Here is a 12,491-nt window from a genome sequence, read left to right on the forward strand (position 1 = left end):
GAGTGGAACTATTTATGATGAAGAAAATAACCGAATTACCATCTCCGCACCGGCATCTTGAGAAAAAATCGGTTGGAGAATTAATCCGTTTGATCAATCAGGAAGACCAAACTGTAGCTATGGCAATTGCAAAGGTTTTGCCACAATTGGAAAGACTAATTAGCGCTATTGAAGAAAAGCTGAAAAGCGGGGGCCGGATGTTTTACCTGGGATGTGGAACCGGAGGCCGCCTGGCAGTTTTAGATATAATTGAATTGTATAACACGTATGGCATTGAACGCGGTTTTATGAATGTCATCTTAGCCGGAGGTGTCGACCGTTTGGTCGAAGCCATTGAAGAACGGGAAGATAATACAGAAGAAGGGTGGAACGAACTGCTGAAGGAAGATATTTCGGCCAACGACATTGTAATCGGGATTTCGGCCAGTGGCACAACTCCTTATGTGTTGGCAACACTTAAAAAATGCAAAGACCACGGTATTGCTACCGGTTCGATTGTTAATAATCCGCAATCGCCTATATCAGAATATGCCGATTACCCGATTGAGATGGTGACTGGGCCCGAGTTTGTGACCGGGAGTACCCGTATGAAAGCCGGTACTTCGCAAAAAATGGTTTTCGACATGATCAGCACGGCCACCCTTATCCGGTTGGGAAGGGTCGAAGACAATAAAATGATCAATGTCAGGCTCATTAACGAGAAGGTAGTCGATCGTTCTGTCCGGATGATTATGGAACTGACTGGCATTGGCGAATACGAAAAAGCACGCGATATACTGCTGAAATGCGGAAATGTAAAGCGTTCGGTCGAGTATTATAAATCGCAAGTTAATAACAGCAGGCAGGAGGTGTGTGATGATTGTGATAGCTGACGGCGGATCAACAAAAACAAGCTGGTGTGTATTGGCAAACGGGAAGGTTTCAATACAATTCATCACCGAAGGGTACAACCCGTACTACATTACGCCCGATTATTTCACCGATTCGATGAAGCGGTCGTTGCCCGAAGGGTTTTCGCCTGGCGAGGTGGCCAAACTTTATTTTTATGGCGCCGGGTGTGCAGACGATAAATTTGAATTTATGACCGGTTTGCTGAAGTCCATTTTTACCAATGCCGAAGTTTTTATTGCGATGGACCTTCTGGCGGCGGCAAGGGCTTTACTGGGGCATTCGTCCGGGTTTGCGGCTATACTTGGCACTGGTACGAATAGTTGTCTTTACAATGGAAAAGTTGTGGCCCAAAATATTGATTCGCTTGGTTTTATGCTGGGCGACGAAGGAAGTGGAGCCTATATTGGCAAACAGCTTATTGCTGACTACATCAGAGGGTATATACCTAAAAATATCCACGATCTTTTCTGGGAGAGATACCAATTAACCCCCGATAGGTTAATGGACACTGTTTATACCAAACCCTATCCGAACAGGTTTTGTTCGGGTTTTGCCAGATTTGTGTCGGAACACATTGGTCAGAGCGATTATCTTTCACAATTGGCAAACAATGCTTTCGATACTTTTTTTAGGAATATTGTCGTCCGGTATCCTGATTATAAACACTATACTTTTAATTGTGTTGGAGCGGTAGGATACCATTTCTCAACACTATTGGGCAGCGTTGCCCAAAACTATGATATGCAATTGGGTAAGTTCCTGCTTGATCCTATGGAAGGATTAGTCGCGTATCATCTTTCTTCAGATAAAACCTAACCACAAAAAATAGATTACCATGAACCGAAGACTGTTTATTGGAAAAACCACCGCCACCACTGCGGGGATGGCATTAGGGCTGTACGGGATACACTGTAGCGCCAGTGCGCCAGTAAAACCCGCCCTTCTGGGAGGCCCCCGCTCGTTTGAAGGCGCCTGGCTGTCGTGGCCCGTCTATGATCACACCGAAGAATCGGAGCTGACAGCGGTGCTGCACAGCAAAAAGTGGGGTCGCCTGGGTGGCGAGAAGACTGCAAAGTTTGAAGCAGAACATAGCGAAATGTACGGCGCGAAACATACTCTGGCTGTTACCAGCGGGACAGCTGCGCTTTATACCATGCTTGGTGCCCTCGATATTGGCCCGGGCGATGAAATCATTATCCCGCCCTACACTTTCATTGCCACTTATAACGTAGTAACACTCAATTATGCATTGCCGGTTTTTGCTGATAGTGATATTGAGAGCTTTCAGATGGATCCTTCCGAAATAGAAAAACACATTAATGCCAATACCAAAGCGATTATACCTGTTCATATCGGGGGCCTTCCTGCCGACCTCGACCGTATTGGCGCCATTGCATCGAAACACAATATCCCGTTGCTTGAAGATGCCTGTCAGGCGCACTTGGCCGAGTGGAAAGGTAAATGTGTCGGGAATTATGGCCTGGCCGGGGCTTTCAGCTTTCAGGCAACCAAAAACCTTAACTCGGGCGAAGGCGGAGCGGTGATTACCAACGATACTGCTTTTTATGAACGGTGTTTCAGCTTCCATCATCAGGGACAAAGCGCCAATACCGCCACTATTGAACCGGGAACCGGCATCCGTGGCAGTAACCTGCGTATTACTGAATTTCAATCAGCCCTGTTAACCGCACAAATGCAAAGAGTGACCGAACAGACAAATCTCCGGCATACAAATGCACTTTACCTGAACACAATGATGCAACAAATAGCAGGAATAACACCGGCAAAGATTTACAGCGGAGTGACAAAAGGCGCTTTTCACCTCTATATGTTCCGGTACAACAAAGACCAGTTCAAAGGCCTGAGCCGTGAAAAATTCCTTAAAGCGCTGAAGGCTGAGGGTATCCCTTGTTCGGCGGGCTATGGCTCGTTGCCCGATAGCAGCTACATCCAATCGCTGGCCGACAATAAATATTACAGGCGTATTTACGGCGAAACGAAAATGAGCGAATGGCTTGAACAGATCAAATGTCCCAAAAACCTGCAATTAACGGGCGAAGCAGTGTGGCTCTTCCAGAATATGCTGCTCGGGAGTCGTCAGGATATGGAGAAAATCGCTGAAGCGGTTGACAAAATAAGAAAGTTCGCCGGAGATATAAGTAAATATCAATGAAGAGGATGGCTGCAATAACGTGTTGGTTCCCGGTTTGTCCGGTACAAAAGGCATTCATCGTTATTTTATTCTTTTTTGTTTCGTGTACCCGGGAACAGCCGGTTCCGGAGATGAAATTGATCCAGTCATTTAATTGCATCGAAGATTATCCGGACGATATTTATTTTTCTTACGGAGATATAAATCTTGTGTCATCACCGACAGGGGCCTACCGTGAAGCGGAAGCCATGCCATTATCACGTTTCGGTTACCGTTTTCAGGTTAAGAACCTGGGAAAGCCCCATTTGGCGGTCGTCCGGTATCCCGACGACAAACGGAGGTTTATGTGTATGATGGACGGAACTTCGTATGATATGACCATGGGCGTTTTTACCGGGGTCGATCAGCCGCTTACCCATCAAATGCAGGAAATCAGGAGAATTTTTTGGCCCCGCTGGACTGATTGCAGTATTGTTTTCATGACCTGGGGAAACGGGGAACCTGCGGCTGTTGCCGATATTGAAATTTACGAGTTGGACAGGCTGCTTCCTCAAAAAATGGCCGATAAAAAAAGATTCCCAACACGTGAGTTCGGGTTGCAGTTTGAAGACCCGTGCGGAACCTGCGCTAGCCTGGGCGCTTTAACCGAGCAGGAGTGGCTCGACCGAACCATAAGCTATATGCACCATACCGGACAGAATCTGCTTGCCTATCCTATTGTATGGTACCATGGGCCATTTTATCCTTCCGACAGGGAACCTGCCGGGTATTTCGGGTGGGTTGCTGCACGAGACCGTAAAATATACAACCGGTGGACTTCTCGTCCTGAAGACTGGGTTTCTTTGATTTTAAAATGGTTTGAGAAGGAGGGGCTGGAATTTCAGGCTGTTTTGACGCCGCTTCGATTGGGCAGCCTGATGCAGGATATGAACATCCACCTCGATTCCATCAAATCTGGGAAAGACACTTATAACAATATGCTGTGGAACGACCAGGTACAGTCGTCGACCCGCGACTGGACGATGGAATACAACGTGATAAATTTTAAGAAAAAGACCAATAATACCCTGAATGAATGGGCCTATGGCGAGCGGGGAGGGACTTTCGGCAAGGGGCCGATGTTCAATCCGCTTCACCCGACTGTGCAGAAAGCTTTGTTGGGCATGATACAGGAAATAGCGGGGCGCTATGGAAAGTCCCCTGCCTTTAAAGGCATATCCATCAATATGTGGCACGCCACGATTGCATGGTTTTTTTCACTGCGTTCGGGGTACGACGATTATACCATTGGTCTTTTTGAAAAGGAAACAGGTATTGATGTTCCTGTTGATCAGAAAGCGCCCGACCGTTTTTCAAAACGATACACATTTTTAACCCGACAATATTCAGAAGAGTGGATAGCTTGGCGATGTGAAAAAATCAGGGAACTGTTTGTCCGTATGCGCGACTTGATGGTAGCCGTTCGTCCTGATTTACGCCTGACCGTGACCTTGTGGACCGAAACCACTATTCCGGGATGGTTGGGTATGCCGGGAAAGCCGGAACACAACCTGTTTGCCCGGAAATCGTTGTACGAATTGTGCCGCGAGGGCGGCTTCGATCTGGCGCTGTATAACGACATTCCGGGCATTGAAATCGATTATTCGATGGTACCTTCACGCGACCGTGACGGCTGGGGAACATCGGGGGCCGATTTGCCCCTCGAAAAAACCTGCTCGTTTCGCGATCATGATTTTCTCGATGCTACCACTCTGGAAGTCCTTCGCAAACAGGAAAAACCCGGGGTCTTTATTTTCGATTCATGGGTCGAGGCCTGGGGCAAATACGAATGGTTCCCTTGTTCTCCTGACGACCGGCAGGTAAAAGATTTATCTGTTATTTGGGGAAAGTCGGTTGAAGGGATAAGCCGGGCGAATGCCGAATATCCGGAGGACAATTTCTGGTGGGATTCACAACTTCGTATCACGCCACATTTTCAGGGAGGGGGCCATTATCTCGAACACTTTGCCCACGCGCTCGCTGAGTTGGACGCTTTGCGCATTACGCGGGGAGGTTTATTTACCGATACAGGCCATACCGAAGAGCTTCAGCGGTTTGCCAAAGCATACCGGGTACTTCCGCAACAAAAATTTGAAACGGTGGGGGCAACCACCGATCCGGTGGCTGTCCGCACCCTGGTACACGAAGGAAAACGATATTTTTATCTGGTGAACCGCGAATATTATCCGGTGAAGGCGCTTGTCCGGTTTAGTAACAAACCTTCAGGATTCACCGATCTGGTGAATGACCGGAAACTGAACGTGCCACCAATATGGGACATAACGCTGGAACCTTATCAGGTGCGTTCATTTAGTATGTCGCCCGGAACAACAATCAACAGCTTCGGCACAACAATTCCCCTTGAAGTTATTGCTGAATTGGAAGGGAAAGCCGAAAAAATGGTTTCAACGATAACCGCGCTGCAAAACCGGAATATTGAATTGCCGACAGGCGCTGAAAAATTGTCCGGAGATATAAAAAAGGCCCTGCAGGAAGGACGGTATGCCTGGGTGCGACGGGCGCTCAACAGCTATCCGGCACGGAAAGCAGAACAATTATTCAATTCGTTATGAGTGAGTTATATTTGTACTGATATTGAAAATATAAACGAAGATGAGAAGAAGAGATTTTATAAATACATCCACCGCAGGAATGATGATCATATCAGCCGAAGGGTTTTTTGGATTTTCAAACGGATTAAGCGCTGAAACGACCGGGGAAATTGACCCGATCGTTCCTTTCAGGTTTTATAAAAACCGGAAAAGCCAGATGCTCAGTCAAATGATTGAGATGAAGAGATACAGCGGTTTACGTCGTTTTTTGCTCATAGGGCCTATGGACGAGACGGCGGTGAAAGGTTTCCCGTCGGAACATATCTATGTTGAAATAGGCGAATTGGTGCGGGAGGTGAAGGATCATCTTGCCCCTTATGATATTGAGGTTGGTTGGTGGTGCGCTCCCTCCCTGCGTTCGGGTTTCCACGAGTCGTTTCAGTATATTACAGATATCGACGGAAGTGTTTCCAACCTGTCGGCATGTCCGTTAGACCCTTTGTTCCGCAAAGTGTTTAGCGATAATGTAGCCACAGTGGTACGAATAGCGCGTCCTTTTATGGTTCAGTTTGAAGACGATTACGAACTGAGCTGGCATCCGCCGCATATAAAATTTGGCTGTTTTTGTCCTCATCATCTGGCTGAATTTTCAAAAAGACAAAACAAAGATTATTCGAGGGAGGAACTAATTGAAATATTCCGGACAGTGACCCCTGAAAGTATTGCTTTGCGCCACGCCTGGGCTGAATTGAGCCGCGATTCGCTGGTAGGTCTGGCTGCCCTGGTACGCGAAAAGATTGACTGCATTGCCCCTGAAACCCGCATTTCCTTGTGCCAGTCGGGAATGGCCGATTTTGACGGTAATTTTACTGAGGCAGTCGCAAAGGCATTTGCCGGAAGTACCCGTCCTATGGTGCGGCTTTATGGCTCAAGTTATTCATCGGATGAAGCGGTTTCTTTACCAGAGATCATATTTCATGCACTATACAGCCGGCAGCATCTGCCTGCTGGTTTCGAGTGCCTGCACGAATCAGACCCTTATCCCCATACCCGGTTTTTTATGTCGGCTGCCAAAATTATGAGCCTCATAACCATTGCCCTGTCGTATAAACTGGATGATTCTTTGTTTTATGCAACGCAGTACCTCGACAATCCGTTGGAAGAAAAAGGATATGCAGACATTTTCCAGAAAGAAACAAAGCGTTTGGCCGCCCTGAAAGAAGCAGTAAAAGGATGCCGGATTACCGGTTGCGAAATTGTTTACCGGCCCGACGGGCATCTTATCAATCCATTCAGGAAAAATCGTCCTGCCATTCCCTGGAACGAATGGGTGCGGATAACCGGCAGGTTTGGCATTCCTCACACTTCGGCAGGCGGAAACGTGAAACTTATTTCAGGGAACCTGGTCGAGACAATGGATGATCAGGAAATAAGGACGCTGCTTTCGGGACCGGTGTTCCTCGACGGGGAAGCAGCTTATCTTCTCGCTTCCAGAGGGTGGGGAGAGTATCTGGGGGCCGATGTGGTTCCGGGAACCCGTGTCGATTTTTGTTTTGAAGGGGTACGCGATCCGGATAAATATAAAAACATCAATGGCAAACTGATGTATAACCTTATTTTTGCCCCTCCTGCAGGCACCGAAGGAGGTTCGTTTTATGAATTAAAGCCTTATCCCGGTTCCGAAATTATTACCGATTTTCTTAATTCTGAAGAACAACCCGTGATCCCCGGTATGATCAGGTTTGAGAATAAACTGGGAGGACGGGTCGCTGTCATGGCTTTTAAACTGGGAGGAAACCGTTCGTCGTCCCTGTTCAATTACAAAAAGAAGGAACTTATCCGGCAAACCATCGAGTGGCTGGGAAAAGAGCCTTTGCCGGTTTTCGTGAATGATTTGCCCAATGTTTTTGCAATATGCAACCAGTCTCTTTTGGGCGATTATACTGTTGTTACGGTGATAAGCCTTAACTCTGATTCCTTCGATTCTTTGTCGCTGGATGTGGGCGAAAAATGGGCTGCTGCTAAAACAGAAGTGTTGGAAACGGATGGCCGTTGGAAAACGGCCAATGCCATTCGCTCCGGACGTACACTCCGGTTTAATATTTCCGTTGCATTAAGGACCCCGGTAATCCTGAGGTTTCGGGTGTAATTTCACTTTAAAAACGAATAAAATGAAGAAAACAGAAATTTATGTGGCAGTTCTTCTGTTTATGTTTTTGTCTTGTAAAAATAAGCAGGATGGGAGCATTCGGCGAATCCGTCTTGTGTCGTACAATATTGAGTTTTTTGCAGAAGCCGGCGCGTTGGAAATTGCCCGGATGTTGCATACTTACCGCCCGGACCTGATTGCTTTGCAGGAAGTTCCGGTAAAGGAGGGTTTTCAATCGGAACGAGATGTACAAAAAGCGCTCGACCAGATTGAAGATAGTTTGCATACAGGCATAAAATGGTATTGCTATACCGGGAAAATAGGTTCGGGAAACGATGACCGGAAATATAAATCGATACTTAGCCGGACACCTTTAACAGATACCCTGGAGGTTGACCTGATGCCGCCGGGTGGACGCCGCGGGGCAAGCGCTGTAAGAGGGATAACAGTGGTTTCCGGAATAAAAATTTCGGTTTACTCATTGCATACCCCGGCGGCCCCTCATTACAAACAAACACTTGTAAACAGCTTGGCGCTTACAACCGATTCTTCGGAGGTGGTTATTGTAATGGGCGATTTTAACGAACGCCTTTACGGAAAAGGCGACTCCGCCTTGCGTTCATCCGGGTTCATACCCATTTGGGATGTGCTGGGTATTGATGTTACACAAAACAGGACTTACGATGCAAGGGGAATAGAACCCGATGCCGGGGTGATTGACCATCTTTTCCTGAAAGGAAAAGTTATCAGGGTAACTGCTGGCGGGATCATCGAACTGGAGAAAGCATTGTCGGACCATTGCCCGGTATGGGCAGAGCTGACCATTGTCCGGGAAAAAGGCGAAAAAGCGAGGAAAACGCCGCTAAAAAGAAGTTTTGAATGAATAGAAAATGACAATGGACCGAAGTTCATTCTTAAAAGATGACCGTATGAAGAAAAGTATAATGATTAAAATAAGGCCTATCGTCAATTGTATTGCATTGATGCTGGTAAATCTTCTCTTTTCCGGCTGTGATTCCGGCCAGGTCGTTCTTGAGAATCACTTTTTCAGGTATGTCCTGTCGGTTGACGGCACCAATTTAGAATTCACCGACAAGACGACTGGCAGGGATTATCTCGATCATGATACCCGAACAAAGTGTGCTTTCCTATCCGTGAATGGAATCAGCTATGAAGTGTCAAAAGTAGTATTCGGGGATTCCCTCCTGCGCATGGAGTTTGGAGAGAGTGGGGCGGAGGCCGGCATTCAGGTTACGGCAGCCGGAGATCAACTAACGCTGAAGGTTGTCTCACTGACAGAAAATGTTGAATCCCTGACGTTTCTTAATGTTCCTTTAAAACTGGAAGGAATGCCCTATGAACCTTTTTCTGCCTGTGTGCTTTCCATGAACCTGTTTACGCATGTCAGGCAATTGCCCCCTTTGCAGACCCATCTGTGGGCAACATGCTATGAAAGATTTGGTCTGGAAGGAGCTGAGATAACGTTACTGGGCTTGCCCCGGGAGAAAATCCTCCCGGTTATCCGTGAAGTCATGACAAAAGCCAACGATATTCCCTTTTCCGACGAAGGCGGCGCATGTGCGCTTATGAAAAAAGAAGGATATGGTTCTTACCTGATGAACTTCGGAACCCTGACGGAAGAGACGGTGGACGAGTGGATTGAAACGTGCAGGAGGATGGGATTTACCCAGATAGACAGCCATGGGGGCGGAGATTTTTTCGAATTCGGCACCTTTGACCTGAACAAGGATAAATGGCCCGATGGATGGGATTCATTTAAAAGGATCAACGCCCGGCTGCACCAGGCGGGAATCTCCCATATATTCCATACGTATGCCTTTTTTATCGACAAAAACTCAGAATATGTGACGCCTGTCCCCGGCAAAGATTTGGGATACGTTCGTACGTTTACGCTTGCTGAACCTGTTGATGAAAATAACTATGAGATTGTTGTGAAAGAATCGACAGCCAACATCTCCACGATTACCGGTTTTCACACCGAAAACAGTGTCACATTAAGGATCGGCGATGAATTGATCCGGTTTAGTGAGGTATCAAAATCGGCCCCTTATAAATTTACCGGGCTCAGGCGCGGGGCAAACGGCACGAAGCCGTCATCCCATGCCGCCGGGGAAGTGGCTTATCACCTGAGCGAGAGGTTTGGGCGTTTTGTCCCAGGACCGGAAACCGGATTGTTCGACGAAATGGCACAGCGACATGCAGAAATCGTCAACCACTGTGAATTTGACGGGATTTATTTTGATGCCATTGATGGCGCCGCTGTGCTTGGGGGAGAGGAAAACTTCTGGTACTATGGCACGAAGTTTATTTTTGAGGTTGCGAAGCATCTGAAACGTCCGGTTGGAATGGAAATGAGTTCCATGTCTCATCACTGGTGGCATTACCGATCGCGCTGGCAGGCATGGGACAGGCCGGTGCGGGGATATAAACGGTTCATCGATATCCATCTGGCATCGATAAAAGCTTCCGCATTTTTCCTTCACGATGAGATAAAGTCGAATGAGTGGGAACATGGCCGATGGCGCGGTCATTCGCCTCTGATTGACAAATACGCTGGTATTGAAAACGGACAGATACTCCTTCCTCTTCATTTGGGGTGGTGGGGCAACCAAAGCTGGAACCCGCCTCAGCTAGAACCTACCTTTTTTGATGATATTGAATACCTTGGATGTAAAATGATTGGCAATAATGCCGGTTTCTCGCAATTAGGCGGAGTGGATAAAAAAACACTGGATGATATCCCGCTTTTCAAACGCAGCGCTGAAATACTTAAACAATACGAGGAGTTAAGGCAGCAGGATTATTTTGGGGAAGAGGTAAAAAGACTGCTCCGGCAACCCGGAAAAGAATTTACCCTGTTTCAGGAAGAAGACGGGGAATGGAATTTTAAACCGGTTACTTATCAAAAACATAAAGTTACCGGTCTTGGCCATCCTTCATCCCAATGGACGGTGAACAACGAATTCGGGGAACAGCCTGTAAAACTCAGGATTGAACTGCTGATGTCGGTAAAAACTTATAACGATTCGTCCAATATTATTTTAGCCGATTTTTCGAATCCCGATGATTTTATTCGCGAATTGAGTGCGGAAGGGATTGCAGGCCGAATCAGCATTTCCGAAGAAAAAACACCCGATGGGGAAATAAGCGGAACATTCTCTGCAAAAAACGCCGGCAAATCGCCACAAGATGGTTCCTATATCAATCTGGAAAAAACGTTTGTCCCGGCGGTCAATCTGGGTAGGAACAAGGCGCTTGGGGTCTGGGTGAAAGGAGATGGCAACGGGCAGGTACTCAACCTGAGCGTAAGGAGCCCGATGCACATTTCGCATGGCGCCCACGGCGACCGTTTTATCACGATTGACTTTACCGGCTGGAAATATTTTGAACTTGTTGAAATAGAGTCCTCTAAAATCAGTGATTATAGCTGGCCCGACGACTCCCATTTTTATGTATATGACTCCTACAGGCATACCGTCGATTTTAACCATATTGAAAAGTTCCAGTTATGGTATAATAACCTCCCCCCGGGAAAAGACGTTGAATGCAAAATAGGGCCGGTAAAAGCGTTGCCAATGGTTCCCATTCCGCTCGAAAATCCCGAAATCACGGTCAACGGGAAAAAAATCACCTTTCCTGTCACCATGAACCCGGGCATGTTCCTCGAACTGAATTCGGCATCCGACTGTAAATTGTACGGACCGAAAGGGGAACTTTTGATGGAGGTTAGAATCGATAACGAAGTTCTGGTATTGGCCCCGGGCGAAAATCAAATTTCATTTTCGGGGAAAGGGACAGAAGGAATCAATTCGAGAGCCCAGGTAACAGTAATCAGTGAAGGTTCTTCACTTGATATCAGATAATTTGTCAACATATATTTAATAAAGGCCGATGCAACCTGTAAAAACTTATCTTATTTTATTACTGTCTTTGTTGTCGCCGGCGTTGAACGCCCAGCCGGAATTTAGCTCTCACCGGGGATCGTCGCTGGAAGCCCCTGAAAACACGCTTGCTGCGGTGCGCCTTGCCTGGGAACAGGGAGCCGATGCGGTAGAAATTGATATTCACCTGTCGAAGGACAAACGGTTAATGGTTATTCATGACGACAACACCAGAAAAACGTCAGGACAGAATTTTGTGGTAAAGGAGACTGATTCGCGGATACTTCGCACATTGGATGTCGGGTCGTTTAAAGGAGCGGGATTCAAGGGAGAAAAAATCCCTTTTCTTGAAGAAATAATTGCCACAGTACCTCCGGGGCGAAAACTGATTATTGAGTTGAAGTGCGGCGTTGAGTGCCTGCCATACCTGAAAAAAGTGATAAAAAAGAGCAAAAAAGGAAAACAAATAGCCCTGATTTCTTTTGATTTCAAAACAATAACCGAAGCAAAAAAAATATTCCCCGGCAACGAATGCCACTGGCTGATAAACGGAAGGGCAGGGTTGGAAGCAAAAATACAGCAGGCAGCCAATGCCGGTCTGGATGCGGTTGATATAAAACATACCGATATCGATAAAGAAATGGTGGAGTTGGCCCACCGGTATCGACTGAAGGTGATGGCGTGGACAGTTGATCAGCCCGCCGATGCGTTGCGCCTTATTGGTCTGGGGATTGATGGGATTGAATCGAATTGTGTCCCTTGCCTGAAGGAAAAAATGGATGGAATGAAAAACTGATATTCATTAA

At 47.0% G+C, this 12,491-nt stretch carries 8 protein-coding genes; all 8 read left to right on the top strand.

What is annotated here, in order from left to right:
- The first annotated feature begins 14 nt into the window (after positions 1-14).
- The 8 genes from ACOIT5_RS09450 to ACOIT5_RS09485 are packed head-to-tail and all read left to right on the top strand — an operon-like array spanning position 15 to position 12,481.
- The gene (locus ACOIT5_RS09450; RefSeq protein WP_423130218.1) at positions 15-872 is read left to right on the top strand and encodes an N-acetylmuramic acid 6-phosphate etherase; all 858 of its coding nucleotides are present in this window, start codon (positions 15-17) and stop codon (positions 870-872) included.
- Entirely contained in the window at positions 853-1,707 is an 855-nt protein-coding gene (locus ACOIT5_RS09455; RefSeq protein WP_423130219.1) for a hypothetical protein, read from the top strand. The genes ACOIT5_RS09450 and ACOIT5_RS09455 overlap by 20 nt, the downstream gene beginning before the upstream one ends.
- A gap of 19 nt (positions 1,708-1,726) precedes the next feature.
- Positions 1,727-3,064, top strand: coding sequence for a DegT/DnrJ/EryC1/StrS family aminotransferase (locus ACOIT5_RS09460; RefSeq protein ID WP_423130220.1), 1,338 nt, complete (start codon positions 1,727-1,729; stop codon positions 3,062-3,064).
- Positions 3,065-3,069: 5 nt separating this feature from the next.
- Entirely contained in the window at positions 3,070-5,655 is a 2,586-nt protein-coding gene (locus ACOIT5_RS09465) for a family 10 glycosylhydrolase (RefSeq protein WP_423130221.1), read from the top strand.
- A gap of 40 nt (positions 5,656-5,695) precedes the next feature.
- The gene (locus tag ACOIT5_RS09470; protein ID WP_423130222.1) at positions 5,696-7,783 is read left to right on the top strand and encodes a hypothetical protein; all 2,088 of its coding nucleotides are present in this window, start codon (positions 5,696-5,698) and stop codon (positions 7,781-7,783) included.
- Between the two features lie 22 nt (positions 7,784-7,805).
- A complete protein-coding gene (locus tag ACOIT5_RS09475) occupies positions 7,806-8,666 on the top strand; it encodes an endonuclease/exonuclease/phosphatase family protein (protein WP_423130223.1) in 861 nt (286 codons plus the stop codon).
- Positions 8,667-8,712: 46 nt separating this feature from the next.
- A complete protein-coding gene (locus ACOIT5_RS09480) occupies positions 8,713-11,667 on the top strand; it encodes a hypothetical protein (protein ID WP_423130224.1) in 2,955 nt (984 codons plus the stop codon).
- A gap of 28 nt (positions 11,668-11,695) precedes the next feature.
- A complete protein-coding gene (locus tag ACOIT5_RS09485) occupies positions 11,696-12,481 on the top strand; it encodes a glycerophosphodiester phosphodiesterase family protein (protein WP_423130225.1) in 786 nt (261 codons plus the stop codon).
- The last annotated feature ends 10 nt before the right edge of the window (positions 12,482-12,491 follow it).

The organism is Gaoshiqia hydrogeniformans, from assembly GCF_049347105.1.
In the GTDB taxonomy this organism is placed as follows: Bacteria; Bacteroidota; Bacteroidia; order Bacteroidales; family Prolixibacteraceae; genus Gaoshiqia; species Gaoshiqia hydrogeniformans.

Coding starts and splice junctions, on each gene's coding strand:
- ACOIT5_RS09470 (WP_423130222.1), top strand. CDS start 5,696: ATGAGAAGAAGAGATTTTATAAATACATCCACCGCAGGAATGATGATC.
- ACOIT5_RS09460 (WP_423130220.1), top strand. CDS start 1,727: ATGAACCGAAGACTGTTTATTGGAAAAACCACCGCCACCACTGCGGGG.
- ACOIT5_RS09465 (WP_423130221.1), top strand. CDS start 3,070: ATGGCTGCAATAACGTGTTGGTTCCCGGTTTGTCCGGTACAAAAGGCA.
- ACOIT5_RS09480 (WP_423130224.1), top strand. CDS start 8,713: ATGAAGAAAAGTATAATGATTAAAATAAGGCCTATCGTCAATTGTATT.
- ACOIT5_RS09450 (WP_423130218.1), top strand. CDS start 15: ATGATGAAGAAAATAACCGAATTACCATCTCCGCACCGGCATCTTGAG.
- ACOIT5_RS09475 (WP_423130223.1), top strand. CDS start 7,806: ATGAAGAAAACAGAAATTTATGTGGCAGTTCTTCTGTTTATGTTTTTG.
- ACOIT5_RS09485 (WP_423130225.1), top strand. CDS start 11,696: ATGCAACCTGTAAAAACTTATCTTATTTTATTACTGTCTTTGTTGTCG.